The following is a 26,938-nucleotide window of genomic DNA, read 5'->3' as shown; positions in this document are numbered from 1 at the left end:
CCCGATCTTTTAGGATCTAGCCCATAAAGTTATCCGATACGTTGAAGAGCAAAAGCCATGGAACTTGAATACGAAAGCAAACGCCCTCTCTACATCCCTTATGCCGGCCCTATTCTGCTGGAATTTCCGCTGCTCAATAAAGGCAGCGCTTTCACTGAGGATGAACGCAGCCATTTCAACCTGCACGGGTTGCTGCCAGAAGCGGTAGAAACCATCGAAGAGCAGGCGGAACGTGCCTACCGCCAGTACCAGGATTTCAAAAACGACAGCGATAAACACATTTATCTGCGTAATATCCAGGACACCAACGAAACCCTGTTCTATCGCCTGCTGGAAGCGCACCTGAGCGAGATGATGCCGATCATCTACACGCCGACGGTGGGCGAGGCCTGTGAGCACTTCTCCGATATTTACCGCCGGGCGCGTGGGCTGTTTATCTCCTACCCTAACCGCGACCGCATTGACGACATGCTGCAAAACGCCACCAAGCAAAACGTTAAGGTGATCGTCGTCACCGACGGTGAGCGCATACTCGGTCTGGGCGACCAGGGTATCGGCGGCATGGGCATTCCAATCGGTAAACTGTCGCTGTACACCGCCTGCGGCGGCATCAGCCCGGCCTATACCCTGCCGGTGGTGCTGGACGTCGGCACCAACAACCCGCAGCGCCTGAACGATCCGCTGTACATGGGCTGGCGTCACCCGCGTATTTCAGGCGACGAATACCACGCCTTTGTTGAAGAGTTTATCCAGGCGGTCAAGCGCCGCTGGCCGAACGTGCTGCTGCAGTTCGAAGATTTTGCGCAGAATAACGCTACCCCGCTGCTGAACCGCTACCGTGACGAAATCTGCTGCTTCAACGACGACATTCAGGGCACCGCAGCCGTCACGCTGGGCAGCCTGATCGCCGCCAGCCGCGCCGCCGGCAGCCAACTGCGCGATCAGACCGTCACCTTCCTGGGCGCCGGCTCTGCAGGTTGCGGCATTGCCGAGCAAATTATCGCGCAGATGAAATCCGAAGGCCTGAGCGAAGACGAAGCCCGCGCGCGCGTCTTTATGGTCGACCGTTTCGGCCTGCTGACCGACAAACTGCCTAACCTGCTCGATTTCCAGAGCAAGCTGGTGCAAAAGAGCGAGCATCTGACCGCATGGCAGACAGAAAGCGATGCCATTTCCCTGCTGGACGTGGTGCGTAATGCCAAGCCAACCATTTTGATCGGCGTTTCGGGCCAGCCAGGCCTGTTTACCGAAGAACTGATCCGCGAAATGCACAAGCACTGCCCGCGCCCGATCGTCATGCCGCTGTCCAACCCAACCTCCCGCGTGGAAGCCCGCCCGGAAGACATCATTAACTGGACCGAAGGCGCTGCATTAGTAGCAACCGGCAGCCCGTTTGCGCCGGTGAGCTACAAAGATCAGGTATTCCCGATTGCCCAGTGCAACAACTCCTATATCTTCCCGGGGATTGGATTGGGCGTACTGGCCTCCGGCGCCACCCGCGTCACCGACGCGATGCTGATGGCCGCCAGCCGTGCGCTGGCCGACTGTTCGCCGCTGGCGACCGACGGGCATGGCGCACTGCTGCCGAATATCGACGATATTCAGGGCGTGTCCAAGTGCATTGCCATGGAAGTGGGTAAAGCGGCACAGCTGCAAGGCGTTGCTGTGGTCACCTCAGAAGAAGCGCTGTCGAAAGGCATCGAACACAACTTCTGGCGCCCGCAATACCGCAGCTATAAGCGCACTTCATTCTGATTTGCACAGTTAAACATCAGGCCCGGCTCGCCGGGCTTTTTTTATGCTCAAACCGCCTAAAAATGCGGTGCAATGCTTGCTTGATAGGGCGTCAAGCTTGCGTCGGCCTGTCAGGTAAAGTAGCCTTGAGCCATCTTTTTTGGCCCCTGTGCGCGTAAGGCAATAACATGTGGAAACGCCTGATAATCAGCCTGTTCATCATCACTGCGCTGTTGATGCTTTCGGCTCTCGCGCTCGATCGTTGGATCAGCTGGAAAACCGCGCCTTACGTCTATGACGAACTGCAAGGCCTGCCTCATCGCCAGGTCGGCGTGGTACTGGGCACGGCCAAATATTACCGCACCGGCGTGATCAACCAATATTATCGCTACCGCATTCAGGGCGCGATTAATGCCTATAACAGCGGCAAAGTGAAATACCTGCTGCTGAGCGGCGACAATGCCCAGCAAAGCTACAACGAGCCGATGACCATGCGCCGCGATTTGATCGCCGCCGGCGTGGCGCCCAGCGATATCGTGCTGGATTATGCCGGTTTCCGTACTCTTGACTCTATCGTCCGCACCCGCAAAGTGTTCGACACCAACGACTTCATCATTATCACCCAGCGCTTCCATTGCGAGCGCGCGCTGTTTATCGCGCTGCATATGGGGATCCAGGCTCAGTGCTACGCAGTCCCTTCGCCAAAAGACATGATGACGGTACGGGCACGCGAGATCTTCGCCCGCCTTGGCGCGCTGACCGATTTGTACATACTAAAACGCGAGCCGCGCTTCCTCGGGCCACTGATCCCCATTTCCGCCATGCATACCGTACCGGAAGATGCCCAAGGCTACCCGGCAGTTTCGCCAGAGCAATTGGTTGAGCTGGAACACAAGCTGGCTGCGGAAAAACAAAAGGCCAAATAAGCTTTATGCCGCCCTGGAAACAGCAACGGCCAGCATTTGCTGGCCGTTTTCATAGCTGAGACACAACTATTTTTTCTTGGCGTATTTTAAGGAGTCCAACGCCACGGCGAAGATAATGATGCCGCCCTTGATGATGTACTGCCAGTAAGGGTTAACGCCAATGTAGGTCAGGCCGTAGTTGATAACCGTAAAGATGATGACCCCGGTCACGACCCCCAGCACCGTCCCGACGCCGCCGGCAAAGGACACCCCGCCCACCACGCACGCCGCAATGGCGTCCAGTTCATACATAAAGCCCAGGTTATTGGTGGCGCTGCCGATACGGCCCGCTTCCAGTAAGCCGCCGAAGGCGTAGAACACCCCGGACAGCGCATAAATCATGATCAGGTTCAGCGGCACGTTCACGCCGGAAACCTTGGCTGCCTCAGGGTTGCCGCCGATGGCGAAAATATTTTTGCCGAAGCGGGTTTTATTCCACAGGATCCAGACAAAAATAATCGCAATGATGGCGTAGAAGGTGATGTACGACAGCTTAAAGTCGCCAAAACGCAGGAACCCCTGGGCAAAGGTGGAAAACTTGGGATCAAACCCCGCCACTGGCGAGGCGCCAACGGAGTCGTAATACAGCGAGTTGATGCCGTAAACGATGATCATGGTGCCCAGCGTGGTAATAAACGGCGTCACATTGAGGTAAGCGATGATCAAACCGTTCACCAGACCGATCACCGCACCCACGGCGCACACCAACAGGATCACCAGCGGGATCGACCAGGTTTCCATATGCGGGAATACCTTGTTCACGTTATCCATCGACTGCAACAACGTCGCCGCGATCACCGCCGCCAGGCCAACCTGGCGCCCGGCGGACAGGTCAGTCCCCTGGGTAACAATCAGCCCCGCCACGCCCAGTGCAATAATGATGCGCACCGAAGACTGGGTCAGGATATTGCTCAGGTTCATTAGACTGAGGAAGGTCGGGTCCTGGATAATAATAATTGCCAGCAGCACCAGCAACACTACGTAAATGCCACCTTCCTTGAAATAGGTGAACAAAGTTTTTTTATTCAGCGCGTTCATAATTCTGATCCTTAAAGGTGCAGGGATGCGAGACGTAAAATTTCATTTTGCGAGGTCTGTTTGGTGTTGACGATGCCCGCAACCTGACCATTACTCATCACCAGTATTCTGTCGGTAATTCCTAAAAGCTCCGGCATTTCAGACGAGACAATAATGATCCCCTTGCCCTTCTTCGCCAGTTCGGTCATCAGCTGATAAATTTCGAATTTGGCGCCGACGTCAATGCCGCGCGTCGGCTCATCCAGCATTAATATTTCCGGCTGAGTCAGCAGCCAACGGCCGATGATCACCTTCTGCTGATTACCGCCCGACAGCGAACCTATGTGGGTATGGTGGCCCGGGGTTTTGACCCGCATGGCATCGATCACCCACTGGGTATCGCTTTTCATGCGGGCGTTATCCAACAGGCCGATTTTATTTTTGTAGTTGCGAATATTGGAGATCAGCGAGTTGAACCCCACGTCCAAATAGGCATAAATTCCGGTGGAACGACGTTCTTCGGTGACCAGTGCGAAACCGTGGTTTATCGCCTCATTGGCGCTGTGGTTGTTGATGGTTTTGCCGTGCAGCTTGATGGTACCCGCAATTTTTTCGCGGATGCCAAACAGGGTTTCGACGATGTCGGTACGTTTGGCCCCCACCAGCCCGGCGATGCCGAGGATCTCGCCCTGATGCAGATCGAAAGAGACGTCGCGAATCGAAGGCTGGCGCAAGGAGGTCAGGTTCTTCACCTCCAGGATCACCTCACCCGGCGTATTCTGTCGATCGGGGAAACGCTGGCTGAGCGAACGCCCCACCATCATCGAGATGATCTTGTCCATATCCAGCCCTTCCAGCGGCTGGGTGGCGATCCACTGGCCATCACGCAGAATGGTGATTTCGTCGCAGAGCTGGAAGATCTCTTCCATCTTATGCGAGATATAGACGATGCCGCAGCCGCGTTCCTTCAGCTTGCGGATAATGGTGAACAGGTGGTTCACCTCTTTTTCCGTCAGCGATGAAGTGGGCTCATCCATAATGACAATCTTGGCGTCATAGGAGAAAGCCTTGGCGATTTCAATCATCTGCATTTGCGATACCGATAGCGTGCCCACTTTATCCCGCGGGTTAATATCAATATCCAGCTCGTCGAATATCGCCTGGGTATCTTTCAGCATCTTGTCCTGATCGACAAACATGCCCTTGGTCGGGTAGCGCCCCAACCACATGTTGTCCATCACGGTGCGCTGCAAGACCAGGTTTAATTCCTGATGCACCATGGACACGCCGTGTTCCAGCGCCTCTTTAGAGCTTTTGAAATCTATTTCCTGGCCCTGAAAAATAATACTGCCGGCATCCTTTTTATAAATGCCGAACAGGCATTTTAATAATGTCGACTTCCCCGCGCCGTTCTCTCCCATTAATGCATGAATGGAGTGCGGACGAACGCGCAGATTCACATTATCCAATGCCTTGACGCCGGGAAATGATTTACTGATATCAGTCATTTCCAGCAAAAATTCGCGTGGGCTGTCGGCCATAAATACACCTGGCTATGTGATCCGACACCTTCCAAACCACCGCCTAATTAGCTGCAGCTTGAAACTCATCGGATCTGGGCTGTGATTTTAAGAAAAATTACCCCGCCGGCGGCTTTCCTGGTGTTGGCGCTGGGCAGCGCACCGCAGGCGGGGCCATTCAGAACTTACTTAACAAATTTGGACAAATTGTCCTTATCTACGCCAACGTAAGGAATGCGCACCACTTTATTGTCGATTTTATATTGGGTGCCGTCGGCAGCAGGTTTGCCCGCAGCCAGGTTTTTCGCCAGCTCGAAGGTGGCTTTGGCCTGGTTGTCGGCATCGTTCAGCACCGTCCCCGCCATTGCGCCGGATTTCACCATCGCCAGAGCCTCTGGCAAGGCATCGACACCGAATACCGGAATGCTGGATTTGTTGTGCGCTTTCAGCGCTTCTACCGCCCCCATCGCCATGGCATCGTTGTTGGCGATAACCACTTCGATTTTGTTGGCGTTAGGGCCGGACAGCCAGGCATCCATCTTGTCTTTTGCCTGTGCGGTGTCCCACATCGCGGTGTCCATCTGCAGTTGCTGAGTTTTGATACCGTCGTCATTCAGCGTTTTCACCACGTAAGTGGTACGCGCTTCTGCATCCGGATGGCCCGGTTCACCTTTCAGCAACACGTACTGGATCTGGCCGTCTTTATTCAAATCCCAGTTCGGGTTGGCCTTCCAGTGTTTCTCAATCAGTTGGCCCTGGATCACGCCGGACTCTTTAGAGTCGGTGCCCACGTAATAGGCTTTGTCATAGCTGTCCAGCGCTTTGCGGGAAGGCTCTTTGTTGTAGAACACGATAGGGATATCGTTTGCGCGTGCCTTATCAATCACCACCGGGGCAGCCGCTGGATCCACCAGGTTAATCGCCAGCGCTTTTACGCCCTTGGCGATCAGCACGTCGATCTGGTCGTTTTGTTTGGATTGGTCGTTCTGCGAGTCATTCATCAGCAGGGTGACATCCGGAGAGGCCTTGGCGTCTTTCTCGATTGCCTTGCGCACCACCGACATAAAGTTGTCGTCATATTTATAAATCGTGACGCCAATACGGGTATCTGCGTGAGCTGCGGCGCCAAACATCATGGCTGCGGCCGTCGCGGCCAGGGTGAAAACCTTCTTATTCATTGTGTGTCTCCGGTTTATGTAGGGTCTTGCTCGGTATTAGGCCAAGGGCAACCGGCGGTGTCAGCACGACCGGGCCTGGCAGTTTCCCTGTCATCCGTGAATCATGTTATTCCTGAAAAATGTGGCGCCAGCGTGAGTTAAAACAGCAGCGGCAAGTGCCTTTACGCTGGAAAACGCCTAGAGCATAGACGGCGTGATGTTAATAATCTGTGAATTTTCTCACAGATTGAAAACGGTTACACAAGATTAAATGTTCAGAGAGTGACCGCCGCCTCACTTTGCCAAGGGGCCACAGAATGGCGTCGGACCAGGGTCGGCATAAACAAATGGCGGGCCTGCGGCTCCAGCTTGCCTGCCGCGCCCAGCAAGGCCAGTTCGGTGGCCAGCGTCGCCATGGTGACAATCGGGTAACGCACCGTGGTGAGCTTGGGGCTGGTGTAGCGAGCGATGGGGATGTCGTCGAACCCAACCAGCGAGAAGTTTTGCGGTACTGTGATAGCGTTTTCTTTCAGCACCGCCATCGCCCCGGCGGCCATGGCGTCGTTGTAGGCGAATACTGCACTAAGATGCAGGTTGCGGCCAAGCAGTTCGATCATCGCCTCTTCCCCGCCCTGCAAATCTGGCGAACCATAGGCGCGCCAGCTGTCGGGCGTTGCCAGCCCGGCCGCCGCCATCGCCTGCGTGTAGCCTTGCTGGCGCAGCGGCCCGTCTTCGATTGGATGGTTCGAGCCCAGATAACCAATACGCTGGTGGCCCTGCGACAACAGCAAACGCATGGCCATCTCTGCGCCACTGACGTTATCGAGCCCGACGCAGCGATGTTCATAGCCGGGTATGATTCTGTTGATCAGCACCATACCCGGCACCTGATCGAGAAAGGCGATCAGCTCGGCATCACACAAAGTTTTAGCATGAACAATCAAGGCGTTGCAGCGTTGGCGAATCAGCACCTCGATGGCGTGGCGCTCTTTATCAGCCTGGTGATAGCTGTTACCGATCAACAGATATTTGTGGTGCTGTTGCGCCACGGTGTCTACCGCTTTCACCAGTGCGCCGAAGAAGGGATCGGAGACGTCCATCACCACCACCCCAAGGGTATCGCTGCTCTGGGTGGCCAGGGCTTGCGCATTGGCATTGGGTCGATAGCCCAATTCAGCCACCGCCTTCAATACCTGCTCGCGCGTCTCTTTGCTGGTCAGGGCACTGTGATTCAGCACGCGGGAGACTGTCGCTACAGACACGCCCGCACGCTTCGCCACGTCGCGAATGGTGGTTGGGTGAACAGAGGTCATGAAGGATCCTGAGGTCGGGGTAGTTGGCAGTGGCGCTATCCTACCCCGTTTGTCATCCTCCTCTGCGTGAATTACGTCACAGGAAAGAAAACGTTTACATACATTTTTTTAACCTACCTGCGCCAGATCTCAATTCACCGCCATGGGCTCTACCTTGCCGGTAGCCAGGGCGGTGAGTTTGCGCCACAGCCACTCCACCGGTCCCTGCTCGAAATAGCGCAGCCACAGGTTTGAAAACAACAGGTTAGCCAGCCAGACCAACGGAACGAAAGCCAAAAGTTGCAGGCGGTCAAACTGTTGATACAGGCCAAAGCGATAAAACAGCGTGGTGCAGATCAGCGTTTGCAGCAGGTAATTGCTCAGCGCCATGCGCCCGACCTGCGTCAACCAGTGCCCAATGCGCAAACGCGACAGCGTCGGCCAAAAACCGTAGCACAGCGCCAGATAGCCCATCGCCTGCAGGGGCGCCCCCAGCTCACGTGGCACCTGCAATAAAAAACCGCTCCAACGGTAGTCCCAGTGAAGATGCCATTGCAGCACCACGGCCGGCAGTTGGATCAGCAATGAAAGCGGTATCAGCCATGCTGCCTGCCGGCGGTAGTAACCCGGTGAATAAGTGCCGCGTAGCCAGCCACTGCGCATTAAACCGGCGCCGAACAGCATCAGCCCCGCCAACTCCCAACCGTATTGCGCGCCAATCGCCAGCAGGCTGGAGGAGAGAAGATCGGTGCGGCTGCGCCAGGCTTCCATCCCGCCCTGCAGCTTCCAAAACTTCTCATACTGCAGCTCTGCCACGCCGGGTTGCCAGAAACTGCCAGGCTCACCGTGCGAAATGAAGCCCAACAGCAACAGCACCCCGACGCCAATCAGGTACAGCACCACGCCGGTTTTCAACAGTTGATAGGTTTCTTTCGCATCGCGGATCATCCGCCAGCACACCAGCCCGATCAGCCCATAGGCCAGCAGGATATCGCCGTCCCAAAGGAAAATGGCATGTCCCAGGCCAAACAGCACCAGCCACGACAGCCGTGCACGTATCCAGCCTTTGCCGCGGCGCAGCAGCATCTGCAGCCCGGCGCCAAATAACAGGGCGAACATCGCCAGGAATTTAGCCTGCGCGAAAATGTCCAGCAGCGCCCAGGTCCAGGCATCGCGCGTTGTAGGCAAGCCCAGATAGGCCGGATTGAGATAGGCCGCCTTCGGCAGGCCAAAGGCGCTAATATTCAGCAGCAAAATGCCAAGGATGGCGATACCGCGCACGCAGTCCAGCGTGGCGATGCGCGGCAAAGGAGCCGTTGGGCTAGTGTTCATTATTTTATCGCTGTATTCCGCTCATTAAAAAGGCGCCCGCAGGCGCCTGTTACCATTCTAGCGACCCATCACGACTGGTGATGGCGCACCGCGCGCAGGAATTCCTGACGGGTGTTCTGGCTGGACTTGAACAGCCCGCCCAGAGAGGTCGTGGTGGTGGCGCTGGTCGCGTCACGGATACCGCGCGCCTTAACACAATAATGGACCGCATCAATTGATACCGCCACATTATTGGTGCCCAGCAAGGTTTGCAATGCCACCAGGATCTGCTGAGTTAAGCGCTCCTGCACCTGTGGGCGCTGGGAGAAGAACTGCACGATACGGTTGATTTTCGACAGCCCAATCACCGCATCCTTGGGAATGTAGGCAACGGTCGCCTTGCCATCGATGGTGACAAAATGGTGTTCGCAGGTGCTGGTCAGCGTGATATCACGGACCGTCACCATTTCATCCACTTTCATCTTGTTTTCAATGACGGTGATTTTTGGGAAGTTGGCGTAGTCCAGGCCGGAGAAAATCTCATCGACATACATTTTGGCGATGCGGTGCGGGGTTTCCGCCAGGCTGTCGTCGGACAGATCGAGATTAAGCAGCTGCATGATTTCGGTCATGTGCTCTTTAATACGACGTTTACGCGTTTCGCGATCCAGCACTTCGCCGCGCAACGGAGTTTCCAGACCGCGCTCTTCGAGCGCCGCGTGAACCAATGCAGCTTCTTTACTTAATGATGATGTCATTTCTTCTCTCCAACGGACTTGAACTCACCCATCCGGCTGTTTTACCGAGCAGAGGGATGAATTGCATACTCTCCTGACGACAGACGTTTCCGCAGTTGATAACGTGAACCCAGTCAAGATTTTGCCCCCACTCTAGATGAGAGCGAGGGGATTATCCAGTGATTGTGTTTCATCCGCAGGTGAAATATTCGCATTTAGCACAATCAGGCCGGCTGCGGCTATTCCACGTTTTTTGTACGGAATTTAATCACTGCGCCATCGGTTTTCGCGCCAACTCGCGCGCCGACGTATTGACCACCAGCAGACCGGCCACAATCAGCGCCGCCACGGCCACGTACAGTGCCGGTTCCAGCCGGTGGGTCAATGCGGTTGACAACGCCGACAGCGTCGGACCAACCAGTTGGCCAATCGCATAACCGGTGGTCAGCAGTCCCGCCATATAACGGGCATGGTTGGGGGCCAGCTCACGGCCATGCTGGATCGACAGCTGCACCACGCTGAGGAAGCCGCCACCGGTCAGCAACGCGCCCAGTGCCAAGCCGGCAACTCCCGGTACGATTTCCGCGCTTAACACCCCCAATGCCTGTACCCACAGGGTGATAGCCAGCCGGGTTTGAGTAGTCAGCCGGTGACGGGTCAGAATACCGATGACAATCCCCAGCACCGCCGCCCCACCAAAGATCGGCCAGACAAATTGCGCGAACAGGCTGCCGGGAAAGCGCGCCGCGGCCATTTGCGACAAAAAAGTGGCCGGCAGAATATAACCAAAGCCTGCGAGACTGTAGCTCCACACCAGACGTTTCAGCGCCGGGGTCAACAACAATGGCTCAGGCGCCACGTCAGGACGATGCAATTCGCCGGTCTTCGGCAGATTAATGCTGATCGCGCCAATCAATACCAGCGCCAGTATGCCGTAGACCAGCCAGGCCTGTGACGCGGACAACGCCAGGCTGTGGATCCCCACCGCCAGCATGCCGCTGATAAAAATCCCGGCTCCCGGGCCGGCAAATACCGCCGCGCTGAGCGCCGGTCGGCCGTAGTGCGCCAACCGTTCGTTGGTCCAGGCCGCCACCAGTACCATCGACCAACCGCTGGCCCACCCGATGAAGAAACGCACCGCACCGTGCCACCACTCCCCCTGCACCCAGGCGGAAAGCAGCGTCAAGATCACCGCCCCCCACACGCCCAACCACAGCCGACGTTCCACGTGTCGGCTGGCACGCATGGCATCGTAAGCGCCGCACAGGTAGCCCAGGTAGTTGATGGCCGCCACCAACCCGGCGCCGGTCAGAGTAAACTGATGCTCAGCAATCATCAGCGGCACCTGCGGGGTAAAGGCGAAGCGGCCGATCCCCATGGCTACGATCAACGCGATAAAACCGCTCAGGGCAATTCTTAAGGCCATGTAGAGTTATCCATACTGTTAAAAGAAAGTTGCCAGTATCATGCAGCAGTATTACACTCACAAAAACTGAATAATACTCATCAAGTTCATCACAAAAAGAGAAGATAATGGATCTGACCCAGCTCCGCATGTTTTGCAGCGTCGCCGAAACCGGCTCCGTCGCCCGTGCCGCAGAGCAATTGCACCGCGTCCCCTCGAACCTGACCACACGCCTGCGTCAGCTCGAACAGGAACTGGGCACCGATCTGTTTATCCGTGAAAAACAGCGACTGCGCCTTTCGCCGATGGGCCATAACTTTCTCTGTTATGCCAACCGTATCCTGGCACTGAGCGAAGAAGCCATGAGCATCACCCATGCCGGTGAGCCGGCGGGTAACTTCGCCATCGGCTCGATGGAAAGCACCGCCGCCACCCGGTTGCCCACCCTGTTGGCAGCGTATCATCAGCGTTTTTCGCAGGTGTCGCTGTCGCTGACCACCGGCACCTCCGGCGAGATCACCGAGCGAGTCCGCGCAGGTACGCTGGCGGCCGCGCTGGTCGACGGGCCGGTACAGTATGACGAACTCAATGGCTGTATTGCCTTCCCCGAACATATGGTGGTGATCTCCTGTCTCGACCACCTGCCGATCCATAACGCCAAAGATGCCAAGGGCGAAACCCTATTTGCCTTCCGCGCAAGCTGTTCTTACCGTCTGCGGTTGGAGTCCTGGTTCAAGCGCGAAGGTGCACTGCCAGGCCAGATTATGGAAATCCAGTCCTACCACGCCATGCTGGCCTGCGTCGCCAGCGGCGCCGGGCTGGCGATGATCCCGCATTCGGTACTCAGCCTGCTGCCCGGCCATGAACGGGTGAAAGTACACACCCTGCCGGACGACATTGCCCAAACTGCCACCTGGCTGCTGTGGCGACGCGACGCCTTTGGCCCGAACGTTCGCGCCCTGAAAGAACTGATTATTGAACAGGCAGAAACCGTTGCGGTTGAAAATACTGCCCATGACTTACCCGATGCTATCGACATAGCCTGATTTAAAAAATAGACCACTGGAGACTATGATGGAAATGATCAAAACCCGTGCCGCCGTTGCCTGGGGACCGAACCAGCCGCTGAAGATCGAAGAAGTCGATCTGATGCCACCGCAAAAAGGCGAAGTGCTGGTGCGGATCGTCGCCACCGGTGTCTGCCACACCGACGCCTACACCCTGTCCGGTGCCGATCCCGAAGGCGTGTTCCCGGCAATCCTCGGCCATGAAGGCGGCGGCGTGGTGGAAGCCATCGGCGAAGGCGTGACCAGCGTGGCGGTAGGCGATCACGTGATCCCGCTGTACACCCCGGAATGCGGCGAGTGCAAATTCTGTAAATCCGGCAAAACCAACCTGTGCCAGGCGATCCGCGCCACCCAAGGCAAGGGCCTGATGCCGGACGGCACTACCCGCTTCTTTAAGGACGGCAAGCCTATTTTCCACTACATGGGCACTTCAACCTTCTCCGAATACACCGTGGTACCGGAAATCTCACTGGCCAAAATCAGTAAGGAAGCACCGCTGGAAGAAGTCTGCCTGCTCGGCTGCGGCGTCACCACCGGCATGGGTGCGGTTATTAACACCGCCAAAGTGCAAAAAGGCGATACCGTTGCCATCTTCGGCCTTGGCGGCATCGGTCTGTCGGCCATTATCGGCGCACAGATGGCCGGTGCAGGTCGCATCATCGGCATCGACATCAACACCAGCAAGTTCGATCTGGCGCGCAAGCTGGGCGCTACCGATCTGATCAACCCGAAAGACTACGATAAGCCGATCCAGGACGTGATCGTTGAACTGACCGACGGCGGCGTAGATTTCTCCTTCGAGTGTATCGGCAACGTCAACGTAATGCGTTCAGCGCTGGAATGCTGTCATAAAGGCTGGGGCGAATCCGTAATCATCGGCGTCGCCGGTGCAGGTCAGGAAATCTCCACCCGTCCGTTCCAACTGGTGACCGGTCGCGTCTGGCGCGGCTCTGCCTTTGGTGGGGTGAAAGGCCGTTCGCAACTGCCAGGTATCGTTGAGCGTTATATGAACGGCGAATTCGCGCTGAATGACTTTATTACCCACACCATGGGCCTGGAGCAGATTAACGAGGCGTTCGATTTGATGCACGAAGGCAAATCCATTCGTTCCGTTATTCACTTCGACAAAAAATAAGCCAGGAGGCAGAGATGACCTTGTCATTAGAACTTCTCGAAGAGCACCGCATGTTTGGCGGCTGGCAACAGCGTTACCGCCATGCGGCGCAGAGCCTGAATTGCAACATGACTTTCAGCATCTATCTGCCGCCACCGCGCGATGATAACCCGCCGCCGGTGCTGTACTGGCTGTCGGGGCTGACCTGCAATGACGAAAACTTCACGCTGAAGGCCGGTGCGCAGCGTATCGCCGCCGAGCTGGGACTGGTATTGGTGATGGCCGACACCAGCCCGCGCGGCGACGATGTGCCGAATGATGAAGGCTACGATTTGGGCCAGGGCGCAGGCTTCTATCTGAATGCCACCCAAGCGCCGTGGGACAAGCACTTTCGCATGTACGACTACATCAGCGATGAGCTACCGGCGTTGATCAACCAGCATTTCAGCGTCAGCGAGCGCCAGTCGATTTTCGGCCATTCGATGGGCGGCCACGGCGCACTGATGATGGCGTTCCGCAATCCCCAGCGCTTCCGGTCGGTATCGGCGTTTGCGCCGATCGTTAACCCTTGTCAGGTGCCCTGGGGACGTAAAGCCTTTGCCGCCTATTTGGGCGACGACGAAAGCCAGTGGCTGCAGTATGACAGTTGCCACCTGCTGGCCAACGGCGCGGAAAAAATGCCGGTATTGGTGGATCAAGGTGACGACGATCAGTTCCTGGCAGATCAACTGCAGCCGGCAAAACTGGCCGAGCTGGCACGCCAGCGTGACTGGCCGCTGATCCTGCGCATTCAGCCGGGCTACGATCACAGCTACTTTACCATCGCCAGCTTTATCGAAGACCATCTGCGCTTCCACGCCGAACATCTGTTCCGCTGATCATAAAACCGTAACAGTGCTTGCGATAATCGCTATCGCAAGCACTTATTACGGCGACTGCTTATTCCCGGCCATTAAACCAATAATAAAAATTCTCAACAGAAGTCAGTACCGCCTTCACGCCAAAAAAGGCGAAAACCGCCACGGCAATATCCACATAGCTATTATGAGGTTTCATAAGGGCCAGTGAAGAGTATTGAATTAAATCAAATGATATCCATATCCATAAAGCGACATATATAACATCTTTCATTTGATATTCCATTGATGCGGTGAATATTACCAACGGCACTGACCATTCACACTATTAGGGCTATTATTTCCGCCCGAAATTAAATCAAGATCCTGTGATGTTAACTCACGAATAGCCATATTATTCACTCCATGAATTAAAGTTATTAAATCCTCACAAACAAACATACTGGGCAACCATAGTGATAATATAATTGCGAAAGTAAAATACAAATTTTATTTAGTGAAAACGTGACGAGAGCAATAGGTTAATCATGTATTCTTCGGTTATTAACCGACAATACTAAAACACTCCATTTAATTAAAACACTAAAAGCTTAGCGTATTAATCTTGAGATAAATTTATCTTATCCGGTACGTTAGCCTTCTCTCACGCTAAAGATCATGAAACATTATCGATGCCGTTATACCAGCGGTAAAAAGCTTGCATCAGGTTACAGACCTTCCAGATACCAAAATACACCAGTAGACCAATAACCACATCGACATAGCTGATATCGGGGTAGGCTACCAGAAGCGACGAATTGCGTACCAGGCTGAGCCCCCCCAGATAGGTGATGATGTAAATCAGCATGCCTGTTTTAATTCCCTTTTTACTCACATTGCTCATAGCCAACTCCTTTGGACTAAAAAACGGTTATCCCTTCAACTTCGGATCCAACGCATCGCGCAAGCCATCCCCCAACAGGTTAAACGCCAGCACGGTGATAAATATCGCCAGGCTGGGGAAAATCGCCACGTGCGGCGCAATCACCATATCCGCCCGCGCCTCGTTGAGCATTGCGCCCCATTCCGGCGTTGGCGGCTGGGCACCCAGCCCGAGGAACGACAGGCTGGCGGCGGTGATGATTGAAGTACCGATACGCAGGGTAAAATACACCACAATCGACGAAATTGTCCCCGGCAGAATATGCCGCATGATAATGGTCCAGTCTGACGCGCCAATGCTGCGTGCCGACTCGATGTAGGTCAGATGCTTCAACACCAGGGTGTTGCCCCGTACCAATCGGGCGAATGCCGGAATGCTGAAAATGGCCACGGCGATAATCACGTTGGCCATGCCGCTGCCCATAATCGCCACCACGCCGATCGCCAGCAAGATGCCGGGAAAGGCGAACAGCACATCGCAGATACGCATGGTAATGCGATCCCACCAGCCTTCGTAATAGCCCGCCAGCAGACCCAGCAGCGTACCGATCAGCCCGCCCACCAGCACCGAGAACACTCCGGCGGCCAGCGAAATACGGGTCCCCATCAGAATGCGACTGAAAATGTCCCGCCCCAACGAGTCCACCCCCAGCCAATGCATCAGCGAAGGCCCTTCGTTCAGGCGGTCGTAATCAAAATAATTTTCCGCGTCAAAGGGAACCAGATAGGGTGCCAGCAGCGCAGCAACCACCAACAGTAACACCAATAGCGCAGCGACCAGCGCCACGCGTTGCTGACGGAACCGCCGCCAGAATTCATGCCACGGCGTTCGTACCGCGTTAGGATCGATTGTCGGCATCGCCTTCAGTGCGGCGTCGCGTCGCCAATGCTTAATCATGCAGCGCCCTCATTTGTATCGTATTGCCGGGTTAATTGCCGCATACAGCAGGTCCACCAACAGGTTAATCAGAATAAACTCCAGCGAGAACAGCAAGACTTCGGCCTGGATCACCGGGTAATCACGCATCTCCACCGAATCGACCAGCAGCCTGCCCAACCCCGGCCAGTTGAAGACCTTCTCCACGACGATCGAGCCGCCGAGCAGGAAGCCAAACTGCAATCCCATCATGGTGACGACCGGGATCATCGCGTTGCGCAGCCCGTGTTTCACTACCACCATGGTTTCCCGTACGCCTTTGGCGCGCGCGGTACGCATGTAGTCTTCCTGCAGCACCTCAACAAACGAAGCGCGGGTAAAACGCGCCATCACCGCCGCTACCGCAGCTCCAAGGGTGATGGAAGGCAAAATATAGTGCCGCCAACTGTCAGCGCCCACCGTCGGCAACCAACCGAGATTGACGGAAAACACCTGCATCAGCAGCATACCCAGCGCAAAGGCGGGGAACGAAATCCCGGAGACCGCCAGGGTCATGCCGAGACGATCGGGCCAGCGGTTGCGCCACACGGCAGACACCATGCCGATGCCCATACCGAAAATCACCGCCCACAGCATGCTGCTTAGCGTCAGCCACAGGGTCGGTAAAAAGCGCGAGCCGATCTCTTCGCTCACCGGGCGCTTGGAAACCATCGAGGTACCGAAATCCCCCCGCAGCGCATTGACAAAAAAGTGCACGAACTGTTGCGGCAGCGGCTTGTCCAGCCCCAGATCCTTACGCACCAGCTGTACTACCGCTTCGTCGGCTTCCGGTCCTGCCGCCAGCCGCGCCGGATCGCCGGGCAGCATATGGACGAACAAAAACACCAACACCGCGACAATCAGCAGCGTCGGGATCAGGCCCAGCAGTCGTTTAAGAAAATAATTAAGCATCTTGGGTGCGTCCCTTCACCCCGCCCTCCAGGAGAGCGGGGATCGGTGCCTTATTTAAGATCGGCATTATCAAAGTTGAACGAGGTATCCGGCATCACGTAAAAGCCGCTCAGCTGTTTATTGTTAGCCGACAGCAAGCGCTCGGTGGCCAGGAAAATCCATGGCGCATCTGCCCAGATGCGATCCTGCGCGTCCTTGTACAGTTTCTGCTTCTCGGCACGGTCGGTGGTCGCCAGCGCGCCGGTCAGATCCTGATCTACCTGCGGATTACTGTAGAACGCCGTGTTGAACTGCTTTGGCGGCGCAGCCTGGGTTGAGAACAGCGGTGACAAGGCCCAGTCCGCTTCACCGGTTGATGCTGACCAGCCGGTATAGAACATACGCACGCCGGTGTCTTTCACCCCAACGCTTTCCACCTGGGCCGCGCGCTGACCGGCATCCATCGCCGTCACCGTCACTTTCACGCCAACCTGCGCCAACTGCTGCTGGGCAAACTGCAGCACTTTCTGCGCGGTGCTGTGGTTATGAGACGACCACAGGGTGGTGGTGAAACCGTTAGGATAACCGGCCTCTTTAAGCAGTTCGCGCGCCTTGGCCGGATCATAAGGCCAAGGCTGGTAACGGGTGGCAAAATCGATCGCCGGCGGCACCGGGCCTTCCGCCGGAACGGCGTAGCCGGAGAACGCGACCTTGATCAGCGCGTCTTTATTGATGGCGTAGTTCAACGCCTGACGCACTTTCAGGTTATCGAATGGCTTTTGAGTCACGTTCAGGCTGATATAACGCTGCAGGATCGACGGCGCGGCCACCAAATCGAGCTTGGCATTGCCTTCCAGCACCTTGGCCTGCTCATACGGGATCGGGAAGGCAAAGGTCGCTTCACCGGTCTGCAGCATGGCAGCGCGGGTATTATTATCCACGACCGGGCGCCAGGTGATGCTGTCGAGCTTCGGCAGCCCCTGTTTCCAGTAACCGTCAAACTTTTTCACCTTGACGAAATCGGTCTGGTTCCAGGTCACGAACTGATAAGGGCCGGTCCCCACCGGGTGGAAACCAATCTCTTTGCCGTACTGCTTCAACGCGGCCGGCGAAATGATTACCGCCGCCGGGTGCGCCAGGTTGTTGATAAAGGCCGAGAATGGCGCTTTCAGCACGATCTTCACCGTATTGGCGTCCACCACTTCGGTTTTGTCGATCATTTTGAACAGGTTGTAGCGCTTGAGGTGATTGTCCGGGTTGCTGGCGCGATCCAGGTTCACCTTCACCGCTTCGGCGTTAAACTCGGTGCCGTCATGGAATTTCACCCCCGGATGCAGCTTGAGGGTGTAAGTCAGGCCGTCTTTGCTCACCTCATAGCTGTCCGCCAGCACGTTCACCAGTTTCATGTCTTTATCGAAACCGAACAGGCCCTGATAGAAGGATTTGGCCACCGCCTGCGACAGCGTATCGTTGGCGTCATACGGATCAAGCGTGGTGAAATTGGACGCGACGGCGATCACCGCATCTTTCGCAGCCCAGGCTGGGCCGGCGACCGCGGCCGCCAGCAGCACGGCGCCCGCTAATGCCTTACGTTTGAATGAGTGCTTCATGGTGCTTGTCTCTCCTGAGGTCACTAAAAGGCACCGGCGATCGGATGGCGGGCGACAAAATGCCCCGGTCCAACCTGCACTAGCGGTGCGGTAACGGGTTCATCGCCCAGCACGCGGATCGGGCTGGGGATTTCATCGACCAGCAGCGGCTGGCGTTTATAAGCATGGTTAGGATCGGCCACCGGCACCGCCGCCATCAGCTTGCGGGTGTAAGCGTGCTGCGGGTTCTCAAACACCGCCCGACGCGGGCCAATCTCGACAATCTGCCCGAGATACATCACCGCAACGCGGTGGCTGATGCGCTCTACTACCGCCATATCGTGCGAGATAAACAAAAAGGCGATGCCGAACTCACGCTGCAGATCGAGCAGCAGATTGACGATCTGCGCCTGAATCGACACGTCGAGCGCCGACACCGATTCGTCAGCGATCACCACCTTGGGATTAAGCGCCAACGCGCGCGCAATGCAGATTCGCTGCCGCTGGCCGCCGGAAAACTCATGCGGATAACGACGTGCATGCTCTGGTTTAAGCCCGACGCGTTCCAGTAGCCAGGCCACGCGCTCTTGTGCCGCCTTGCCACGCGCCACGTTATGTACCAGCAGCGGTTCCATGATCGAGAACCCGACGGTCAGACGCGGATCGAGTGAGGCGTAAGGATCCTGGAAGATAAACTGGATGTCCCGCCGCAGGTGCTGCAGCGCCGGGCCTTTCAACTGATTGATTTGACGACCGTCAAAGGTAATGGTGCCGCGCTGGCTGTCCACCAGCTTCAACAACGAGCGGCCGGTAGTTGATTTGCCGCAGCCGGACTCTCCCACCAGCCCCAGCGTTTCGCCGGGGTAGAGATCAAAACTGACGTTTTCCACCGCATGCACTTGTCGGGTGACGCGATTTAAAATACCGCTGCGTAGGTCAAAGCGCGTAACCAGATTTTCTACCCGCAGGATCGGCGTCGCCCCCGGCGGTACGGTATCCTGTGGCCCGCCATTGTCTGCGCCGTTTGGCAACGGGAATTTCGCCGGGAAGTCCAACTCCGCCATTGATCCCAGCCTGGGTACCGCCGCCAGCAGCGCTTGGGTATAGGGCTGTTGCGGCGCGGCAAACAGTTCGCGCACCGGCCCCTGCTCCACCTGTTCCCCCTGACGCATGACCAGTACCCGATCGGCTATCTCCGCCACTACGCCCATATCGTGGGTAATAAAAATCACCCCCATCTGCATTTCCTGCTGCAGTACGCGGATAAGCTGCAGGATTTGCGCCTGAATGGTGACGTCCAGCGCTGTGGTAGGTTCATCGGCAATCAATAAGGCCGGCTTGCAGGACAGCGCCATGGCGATCATCACCCGCTGGCGCATACCGCCGGAGAGCTGATGTGGGTAACGGTTAAGTACGTCTTTGGCTTCGGGAATGCGCACCAAATCGAGCATCTGCAAGGCGGCTTGTCTGGCGGCGCGGTGATCCATCGCCTGATGCAGGCGCAGAGATTCGGCGATCTGTTCCCCTACCGGGAATACCGGGTTCAGCGAGGTCATCGGTTCCTGAAAGATCATCGCCATATCGGCACCGCGCACCGTGCGTAATGTCCCCTGACGTGCGTGGGCCAGATCGAGCACCTCGCCGTTACGCCGACGAAAGGGCATCGTCCCGCTGACGATGTTGCCACCGCCCTGTTCGACCAGGCGCATCAATGCCAGAGAGGTGACAGATTTACCCGAACCGGATTCACCGACGATCGCCAGCGTCTCGCCGCGATCGAGATCAAATGACAGGTTGCGCACCGCTTCTACGGTATCGCCCTGTTGTTGAAATTGGACGCTCAGATCGCGCACCGACAGCACGCGCTGCGGCGGCAATAATAGCCCGGCGTCGGCCGCAAGCGGCATTAAGGCATCGGTCATGCACCCTCCTGGCGATCGGTTAGCGGTAAATCCCTACGGACGGCGCATCGCCGACATAACCGAAACCGCGGTACATGCCTTCACTGTTGAAAGGCAGCGCCACGTTGCCGTGACTGTCGATGGCAATCATGCCGCCGCTGCCACCCATCGCCAGCAGTTTTTCCATCACCACCCGGTCAGTGGCCTGCTGCAGACTGAGCCCGGCGTACTCCATCAACGCGGAAACGTCATAGGCCGACACGCCGCGCATGAAGGTTTCCCCGGTACCGGTGCTGGAGACCGCCACCGTGGCATTGTTGGCGTAACAACCGGCACCGATGATCGGCGTATCCCCCACCCGGCCGGCCTGTTTGTTGGTCATGCCGCCCGTCGACGTTGCGGCCGCCAGGTTGCCCAGGGCATCCAGCGCCACCGCGCCAACGGTACCAAATTTACGATCGGGGTCGATCGGCTCACCGCTTTGCGCAGCGCCATCGTGATCGAGCAACACACGCCCAAGCTCTGCCTGAGCACGGTGCAGTTGGTCAAAACGTGGTTGGGTAAAGAAGAAATCGGGTGCGACCATTTCCAGATCGTGGGCGGCGGCAAATTTCTCCGCACCCTCCCCAGCGAACAGCACGTGCTGGCTGTTTTCCAATACCGCGCGCGCAGCCAGCACCGGATTGCGTATCCGGCTGACGCAGGCCACGGCACCGGCATCGCAGGTGCTCCCATCCATCACACAGGCATCCAACTCGTGGGTGCCCTGATGGGTGAATACCGAGCCTTTACCGGCATTAAACAATGGGCACTCTTCCAGCAGCCTCACCGCCTCGGTGACCGCATCCAGGGCGCTGCCACCCTGGGCCAGGATCTGCTGGCCGGCGGCGACGATGTCGGACAACGCCTGAATATACTCCTGTTCCTTTTCAGCACTCAGCGCCGCACGGGTAATTGCGCCCGCGCCGCCATGAATGGCAATCACTGGTTTGCTCATTTGCCTGTCACCCTGTGTTAATCCTGTCAATCCCGCCCCTCATTGAAGGGGAAATAGATTCACCTCGGCGGCAGCCCACAACGCGGCGGCCGGCAAGGCGACGGGTATAATTATTATTCGGCCTTTTCCCGACTATATTTAGCCGCGCAATCGAAGTAAAGCATAAAGTCTTCGCCCAGCTTTTAGCGTAGCCCGCTTAGATTATTTCGCACATTGAAATAGCTTAATGGAATAAAAACAGAGGGTTATAAATTGGAAAAACCGTTCTGAATAACGATTGGGATTTTTGGTAGAAACCCGTGAGGGGCACACAGTAATTACCGGCAAAAATAATCGATATCTCTAAATATCCGGCCGTTGTGCGTTCAACCTGCTGTTTTTTAGCCGGCTGAACGCAGATGATCAATATTTAGAATCCTGACCCCGGCAACAGAAGAAATGCTTCCTCCTCCGGGGTAGAGACTCGGCCTAATATCGCATTACGGTGTGGGTAACGGCCAAAGCGGTCAATAATGGCTTTGTGCCGCACTTCAAACTCCAACTGATTGGCATTGCCCAGCTCGGTATACAACGCCAAAGCCTGTTGATGAATCAACGCCGACTCTGAATGCATAAAGGGCAAATAGAGAAAGCCCCGTTGCTCTGGCGTAAGTCGTTCACATTGCCCACTACGGACCGCTTCCTGTGCCAGCACTAACGCCATGCAGTCGCTGGCAAATGAACGCGGCGTGCCGCGGAACAGGTTGCGACTGAACTGATCGAGCACGATCACCTCCGCCAACCGCCCCTCAATGGTGTCTCGCCAGTGCGCCAGCTCGCCGGCGGCGGCGGCCTGCCAGATCTGACCAAAGCGCGTATGCAACAGGCGATCGAAATCATCGTCCTTTTTGAACCACATTGCCGGTTCGATCTCGTCAAACCAAAAGTCTAATACCTGTCTGTGCATCACTGCCTCCCGTTGTTTACTTCAGCATAGCATCCTTCATAATACCCCCACTTTGCTGCCATTTGTCGCGCACCCTGATTACGGAGTTCCTTATGGATCATTGCCATACTTCCGATCTTATTTCCCTGGAGCAGGCGCTGGAGAAGATGCTCAGCCAGATCTCCCCCCTTCAGCAGACCGAATCCATTGCCCTGACCGCCGCCGCCGGCCGCATTACCGCCGCGCCGGTCATTTCGCCGATTGATGTACCGCCCTTCGCCAATTCGGCCATGGACGGCTATGCCGTGCGCCTCGCCGATCTGCAAGCCAACGCGCCGCTGCCGGTCGCGGGCAAAGCTTTTGCCGGTGCTCCGTTCGACGGCGACTGGCCAGCCGGTACCTGCGTACGCATCATGACAGGCGCGCCTGTCCCCGCAGGGGCCGAGGCGGTGATCATGCAGGAGCAGGCCGAGATCAGCGATGCCGGCGTGCGCTTCACGGCCGAAGTGCAAGCCGGGCAAAATATTCGCCTGGCGGGGGAAGATATTCGCCAGGGTGCCGGGGTTTTACCTGCGGGTATCAGACTGGGCGCTGCGCAGTTGCCGCTGTTGGCCTCGCTCGGTGTCGCCGAGGTGCAGGTGGTACGTAAGCTGAAGGTGGCGGTGTTCTCCACCGGCGACGAGTTACAGCCGGTCGGGCAGCCGCTGCAGGCGGGCCAAATCTATGATACCAACCGCTTTGCCGTACGCCTGATGCTGGAACAGTTAGGGTGCGAAACGCTGGATCTGGGCATTATCCGTGATGACCCAAACGCGCTGCGCGCCGCCTTCGAGCAGGCAGACCGCCAGGCCGATGTGGTGATCAGCAGCGGTGGCGTCTCGGTCGGTGAAGCCGACTATACCAAGCAGATGCTCGACGAGCTGGGCGAAGTCGGCTTCTGGAAGCTGGCGATCAAACCCGGTAAACCCTTTGCCTTCGGCAAGCTCAAGCAGGCCTGGTTCTGTGGCCTGCCGGGCAACCCGGTTTCCGCAGCGCTGACCTTCTACCAACTGGTGCAGCCGCTGTTGGCGAAGCTGGCGGGCCACAGCGACTGGCATTTGCCACCGCGTTTGCAGGCTCGCGCCCTGACCCCCCTGAAGAAAGCGCCGGGACGCCTTGATTTTCAGCGCGGCGTGTTTAGCAGCAACGCTCAGGGCGAGCTGGAAGTGAGCACCACCGGCCATCAAGGGTCACACGTGTTCAGTTCTTTCAGCCAGGGTAACTGCTTTATCGTGCTGGAGCGCGAACGCGGCTCCGTGGCAGTGGGCGAAAAAGTGGACATTGAGCCCTTCAACGCCTTGCTGAGGAGCTGAGCATGCTGCCGGAATTAACCGATGCCGAAGCGCTGCGCTATAACCGCCAGATTATCCTGCGTGGCTTTGACTTCGACGGTCAGGAAAAACTGAAGGCCGCCCGGGTATTGATTGTCGGCCTCGGCGGGTTAGGCTGTGCCGCCGCCCCCTATCTGGTCGCGGCGGGCGTCGGCCACCTGACGCTGGTTGATTTCGACACCGTTTCACTCTCTAACCTGCAGCGCCAAATCCTGCACCGCGATGCGCGCATCGGTATGGCGAAAGTTGAATCGGCCCGTCTCGAACTCAGTGCCATCAACCCACATGCTCAGATTGAAACTGTTGATGGACAGCTGGACGACGACCAGATGGCGACGCAGATTGCCGCCTGCGATTTGGTGCTGGACTGCACTGACAACGTGGCGACGCGCAATCTGCTAAATCGCCTCTGTCATGCTCAGCGCAAACCCCTGGTGTCCGGCGCGGCGATCCGCATGGAAGGGCAGCTCAGCGTCTTCACCTATCAGCCCGGAGAACCCTGCTACCGCTGCCTGAGTCGGTTATTCGGCGACAACGCCCTCACCTGCGTCGAGGCCGGTGTCATGGCACCGCTGGTCGGTACCATCGGCACGCTGCAAGCGATGGAGGCCATCAAACTGCTGACGCAGTACGGCCAACCGCTCACTGGAAAACTGCTGATGTTTGATGCCATGACGATGCAGTTCCGCGAGATGAAGCTGCCGAAGGATCCGCAGTGCGAAGTTTGCGGCGGGGAATAGCAGAGACAAAAAAGGCGGGAATGCTCCCGCCTGAGATTTTTTGACAAAGGGGGATAAAAGCGTGGTTTTTCCCCCTTTGTGTTATCAGCCGAAAATCAATAAATTGATTTTCCTGATTTGTTTTCAAAACCTTTAGCGCCTGCCGCCAAACATTATATGTTTGTCAGCAGTCTCTGGCGGGAATGCTCCCGCCTGAGTTTGATGACAAATTCGTCACCGGTTATAGCTTCGGGCGCAGCATGCTGCGCCTCTGCCGCTGGGTTACACGATACCCTGGCTGCGCAGATAATCTTCGTAGTTGCCGGTAAAGTCGATCACTTTGGTCGGCGTCATTTCCAGTACGCGGGTCGCCAACGAGCTAACGAACTCACGGTCGTGGGAAACGAAGATCAAGGTGCCTTCGTACATTTCCAGCGCCATGTTCAGCGACTCGATGGATTCCATATCCAGGTGGTTGGTCGGTTCATCCATAACCAGGATATTAGGACGCTGCATCATCAGCTTGCCAAACAGCATGCGGCCCTTCTCACCCCCGGACAACACCTTCACTTTCTTCTTGATGTCGTCCTGGCTGAACAGCAAACGGCCCAGCACGCTGCGCACCGCCTGCTCGTCGTCTTTTTCCTGCTTCCACTGGCTCATCCAGTCGAACACCGTCAGGGTGTCATCGAATTCGTATTCGTGATCCTGAGCGTAGTAACCGATCTTGGCATTTTCAGACCATTTCACGGTACCGCTGTCCGGCAACGTATCGCCCACCAGCGTTTTCAGCAGGGTAGATTTACCGATACCGTTCGGGCCCAACACCGCCACTTTCTCGCCCACTTCAACCATCAGGTTGAACTTGCTGAACAGAGGACCGTTGTCGAAACCTTTGGCCAGCGCTTCCACTTCCAGCGCGTTACGGAACAGTTTTTTGTCCTGTTCGAAACGGATGAACGGGTTCTGACGGCTTGAAGCCTTAATTTCTTCCAGCTGGATCTTGTCGATCTGGCGGGCACGTGAGGTTGCCTGCTTGGATTTGGAGGCGTTGGCACTGAAGCGGCTCACGAACGATTGCAGTTCGTTAATCTGCGCCTTCTTCTTGGCGTTATCCGCAACCAGACGTTCACGCGCCTGAGTGGCCGCCGTCATATATTCGTCGTAGTTACCCGGATACACGCGCAGCTCACCGTAGTCCAAATCCGCCATGTGAGTACAAACCATGTTCAGGAAGTGACGGTCGTGCGAAATGATAACCATGGTGCTGTTACGTTCGTTCAGCACCTGCTCCAGCCAGCGGATGGTGTCGATGTCCAGGTTGTTCGTCGGTTCGTCGAGCAACAGAATTTCCGGATCGGAGAACAGCGCCTGCGCCAGCAACACGCGCAGTTTGAAGCCCGGTGCGATTTCGCTCATCGGGCCATAATGTTGTTCAACCGGGATGCCGACGCCGAGCAGCAGTTCGCCGGCGCGCGCTTCGGCGGTATAACCGTCCATCTCGCCGTAGGCCACTTCCAGATCGGCCACTTTATAGCCGTCTTCTTCGCTCATTTCAGCCAGCGCATAAATGCGATCGCGTTCTTCCTTCACCGCCCACAGTTCGTTGTGGCCCATGATGACGGTGTCCAGCACGCTGTATTGCTCGAAAGCGAACTGATCCTGACGCAGTTTACCCAGGCGCTCGTTCGGGTCGAGGAACACGTTGCCGCCGCTCGGCACCAGATCGCCGCCCAGGATTTTCATAAAGGTAGATTTGCCGCAACCGTTGGCGCCGATCAAACCATAGCGGTTACCCCCGCCAAACTTAACGGAGATGTTTTCAAACAGCGGCTTACTGCCAAACTGCATAGTGATGTTGTTAGTGCTTAACACAGCGCTCGCTCTTCATATCATTGGGAATGTGATTTGGCGCGCATTATGCCATAACGGGCAACAGAGATCGCGGGAAGTTTCGGTGACAATTTGAGCAAAGGTGCGGCGGCAGGCCAAGTGGAAAGAACGTCTCGGCCTGAGGGAGGTGAATGCAGAGGTTTACCAACACCCCTGTTTTAGAATACTGAAATAAACATCGCTGAATTTTTCTTTCCTTAAAACATCCCCTTTCAATACCGAAACCGGTTGATCCCACACTTGGGTGAAATTAGGTTCGCCGGTTTTGTTATTGAGCTTTTTTAAGCCACAGGCAGCATAAAGTTTCGCTTCTGGGGTTGCCTGCGGGTTATTGGCAATACGCAAGAAAACGGCCCCCGCGTCCTGGTAGGTTAGGATTTCTATTACATCGGTTTCTCCGGCACTGCCAATGCCAACAAACCCGTTCATTCCCAAAGAGAAATGAGTCACCTTGGATAAATTATTTTCTGTCGCTTCACGGTGTTGCTCAGCGGCGTAACCGTTGAGGGAACAGAAAAAAACAAAAACCAAAGTAATAACGCTCAAGATCCTTTTCACAAAAACCTCCCTATTCAGCCAAGAATGAAAGTGACGATCGGACCAGCTCGGTGCGCCACACTACCACGGTATTCAGCCGGTT

General features: G+C 56.4%; 24 protein-coding genes. 7 read left to right on the top strand and 17 right to left on the bottom strand.

What is annotated here, in order from left to right; genetic code table 11:
• The first annotated feature begins 57 nt into the window (after nt 1–57).
• Complete coding sequence (locus AC1RKG_RS05355) at nt 58–1,755, top strand: NAD-dependent malic enzyme (RefSeq protein ID WP_128864032.1); 1,698 nt, start codon at nt 58–60, stop codon at nt 1,753–1,755.
• A gap of 167 nt (nt 1,756–1,922) precedes the next feature.
• A complete protein-coding gene (gene sanA / locus AC1RKG_RS05350; protein ID WP_020825994.1) occupies nt 1,923–2,660 on the top strand; it encodes an outer membrane permeability protein SanA in 738 nt (245 codons plus the stop codon).
• A gap of 66 nt (nt 2,661–2,726) precedes the next feature.
• Here the strand turns inward: sanA and mglC are convergent, their stop codons facing one another.
• The 7 genes from mglC to AC1RKG_RS05315 all read right to left on the bottom strand — a co-directional run bounded on the left by mglC (nt 2,727) and on the right by AC1RKG_RS05315 (nt 11,159).
• Nucleotides 2,727–3,737, bottom strand: coding sequence for a galactose/methyl galactoside ABC transporter permease MglC (gene mglC, locus AC1RKG_RS05345; protein WP_012005998.1), 1,011 nt, complete (start codon nt 3,735–3,737; stop codon nt 2,727–2,729).
• Nucleotides 3,738–3,748: 11 nt separating this feature from the next.
• Nucleotides 3,749–5,257: a galactose/methyl galactoside ABC transporter ATP-binding protein MglA gene (gene mglA / locus AC1RKG_RS05340; protein ID WP_020825993.1), complete on the bottom strand. Its 1,509-nt coding sequence runs from the start codon at nt 5,255–5,257 to the stop codon at nt 3,749–3,751.
• Between the two features lie 164 nt (nt 5,258–5,421).
• On the bottom strand, nt 5,422–6,414 hold the full coding sequence (gene mglB / locus AC1RKG_RS05335) for a galactose/glucose ABC transporter substrate-binding protein MglB (protein WP_020825992.1): 993 nt from the start codon (nt 6,412–6,414) through the stop codon (nt 5,422–5,424).
• Nucleotides 6,415–6,668: 254 nt separating this feature from the next.
• A complete protein-coding gene (gene galS / locus AC1RKG_RS05330) occupies nt 6,669–7,706 on the bottom strand; it encodes an HTH-type transcriptional regulator GalS (RefSeq protein WP_020825991.1) in 1,038 nt (345 codons plus the stop codon).
• Nucleotides 7,707–7,835: 129 nt separating this feature from the next.
• A complete protein-coding gene (yeiB, locus tag AC1RKG_RS05325) occupies nt 7,836–9,017 on the bottom strand; it encodes a DUF418 domain-containing protein YeiB (RefSeq protein ID WP_493182295.1) in 1,182 nt (393 codons plus the stop codon).
• A 68-nt stretch (nt 9,018–9,085) separates the two neighbouring features.
• Nucleotides 9,086–9,754, bottom strand: coding sequence for a GTP cyclohydrolase I FolE (gene folE / locus AC1RKG_RS05320; protein ID WP_041414357.1), 669 nt, complete (start codon nt 9,752–9,754; stop codon nt 9,086–9,088).
• Nucleotides 9,755–10,001: 247 nt separating this feature from the next.
• Nucleotides 10,002–11,159, bottom strand: a complete 1,158-nt coding sequence (locus AC1RKG_RS05315) for a YbfB/YjiJ family MFS transporter (RefSeq protein ID WP_493182293.1) — start codon at nt 11,157–11,159, stop codon at nt 10,002–10,004.
• A gap of 107 nt (nt 11,160–11,266) precedes the next feature.
• On the opposite strand from AC1RKG_RS05315, the gene ptrR reads away from it, so the two are divergent.
• The 3 genes from ptrR to fghA are packed head-to-tail and all read left to right on the top strand — an operon-like array spanning nt 11,267 to nt 14,197.
• A complete protein-coding gene (gene ptrR / locus AC1RKG_RS05310) occupies nt 11,267–12,184 on the top strand; it encodes a putrescine utilization regulator PtrR (protein WP_046374078.1) in 918 nt (305 codons plus the stop codon).
• 28 nt (nt 12,185–12,212) lie between these two features.
• Nucleotides 12,213–13,340 carry an S-(hydroxymethyl)glutathione dehydrogenase/class III alcohol dehydrogenase gene (locus tag AC1RKG_RS05305; protein WP_020825986.1) on the top strand — a complete coding sequence of 376 codons (1,128 nt, stop codon included), beginning with the start codon at nt 12,213–12,215 and terminating at the stop codon, nt 13,338–13,340.
• Nucleotides 13,341–13,354: 14 nt separating this feature from the next.
• Nucleotides 13,355–14,197: an S-formylglutathione hydrolase gene (fghA, locus tag AC1RKG_RS05300; protein WP_020825985.1), complete on the top strand. Its 843-nt coding sequence runs from the start codon at nt 13,355–13,357 to the stop codon at nt 14,195–14,197.
• A gap of 61 nt (nt 14,198–14,258) precedes the next feature.
• On the opposite strand, the gene AC1RKG_RS05295 is transcribed toward fghA, so the two are convergent.
• The 8 genes from AC1RKG_RS05295 to AC1RKG_RS05260 all read right to left on the bottom strand — a co-directional run bounded on the left by AC1RKG_RS05295 (nt 14,259) and on the right by AC1RKG_RS05260 (nt 22,337).
• Entirely contained in the window at nt 14,259–14,450 is a 192-nt protein-coding gene (locus tag AC1RKG_RS05295) for a hypothetical protein (RefSeq protein ID WP_048761662.1), read from the bottom strand.
• 381 nt (nt 14,451–14,831) lie between these two features.
• Entirely contained in the window at nt 14,832–15,059 is a 228-nt protein-coding gene (locus AC1RKG_RS05290; protein ID WP_187962557.1) for a hypothetical protein, read from the bottom strand.
• Between the two features lie 27 nt (nt 15,060–15,086).
• Nucleotides 15,087–15,995: a glutathione ABC transporter permease GsiD gene (gene gsiD, locus AC1RKG_RS05285; protein ID WP_020825982.1), complete on the bottom strand. Its 909-nt coding sequence runs from the start codon at nt 15,993–15,995 to the stop codon at nt 15,087–15,089.
• Nucleotides 15,996–16,004: 9 nt separating this feature from the next.
• Entirely contained in the window at nt 16,005–16,925 is a 921-nt protein-coding gene (gsiC, locus tag AC1RKG_RS05280) for a glutathione ABC transporter permease GsiC (protein WP_046374081.1), read from the bottom strand.
• A 50-nt stretch (nt 16,926–16,975) separates the two neighbouring features.
• On the bottom strand, nt 16,976–18,514 hold the full coding sequence (gene gsiB, locus AC1RKG_RS05275; RefSeq protein WP_020825980.1) for a glutathione ABC transporter substrate-binding protein GsiB: 1,539 nt from the start codon (nt 18,512–18,514) through the stop codon (nt 16,976–16,978).
• A 23-nt stretch (nt 18,515–18,537) separates the two neighbouring features.
• A complete protein-coding gene (locus AC1RKG_RS05270) occupies nt 18,538–20,415 on the bottom strand; it encodes a dipeptide ABC transporter ATP-binding protein (RefSeq protein WP_493182292.1) in 1,878 nt (625 codons plus the stop codon).
• Between the two features lie 19 nt (nt 20,416–20,434).
• Nucleotides 20,435–21,391 (bottom strand): isoaspartyl peptidase/L-asparaginase family protein, encoded by a 957-nt coding sequence (locus tag AC1RKG_RS05265; RefSeq protein WP_020825978.1) that lies wholly within the window; start codon nt 21,389–21,391, stop codon nt 20,435–20,437.
• A 409-nt stretch (nt 21,392–21,800) separates the two neighbouring features.
• The gene (locus AC1RKG_RS05260; protein WP_020825977.1) at nt 21,801–22,337 is read right to left on the bottom strand and encodes a DUF924 family protein; all 537 of its coding nucleotides are present in this window, start codon (nt 22,335–22,337) and stop codon (nt 21,801–21,803) included.
• Nucleotides 22,338–22,429: 92 nt separating this feature from the next.
• Here AC1RKG_RS05260 and moeA point away from each other — a divergent pair, with 92 nt between their 5' ends.
• Together moeA and moeB are read left to right on the top strand one after the other, a co-directional pair.
• Entirely contained in the window at nt 22,430–23,668 is a 1,239-nt protein-coding gene (gene moeA / locus AC1RKG_RS05255; protein ID WP_493182291.1) for a molybdopterin molybdotransferase MoeA, read from the top strand.
• A 2-nt stretch (nt 23,669–23,670) separates the two neighbouring features.
• A complete protein-coding gene (moeB, locus tag AC1RKG_RS05250) occupies nt 23,671–24,426 on the top strand; it encodes a molybdopterin-synthase adenylyltransferase MoeB (protein ID WP_493182290.1) in 756 nt (251 codons plus the stop codon).
• Nucleotides 24,427–24,687: 261 nt separating this feature from the next.
• Here moeB and AC1RKG_RS05245 read toward each other — a convergent pair whose 3' ends face one another.
• Both AC1RKG_RS05245 and mchS3 read right to left on the bottom strand, forming a co-directional pair.
• Nucleotides 24,688–26,280 (bottom strand): ABC-F family ATPase, encoded by a 1,593-nt coding sequence (locus AC1RKG_RS05245; RefSeq protein WP_071827008.1) that lies wholly within the window; start codon nt 26,278–26,280, stop codon nt 24,688–24,690.
• 159 nt (nt 26,281–26,439) lie between these two features.
• Nucleotides 26,440–26,856 carry an MchS3 family protein gene (gene mchS3, locus AC1RKG_RS05240; protein WP_493182289.1) on the bottom strand — a complete coding sequence of 139 codons (417 nt, stop codon included), beginning with the start codon at nt 26,854–26,856 and terminating at the stop codon, nt 26,440–26,442.
• Nucleotides 26,857–26,938 lie beyond the last annotated feature (82 nt).

The sequence above is a fragment of the Serratia sp. GW822-FHT06D09 genome, from assembly GCF_058799515.1.
Note: the sequence above shows the minus strand (reverse complement) of the source record. Positions and strands in the feature narration are given on the sequence as shown.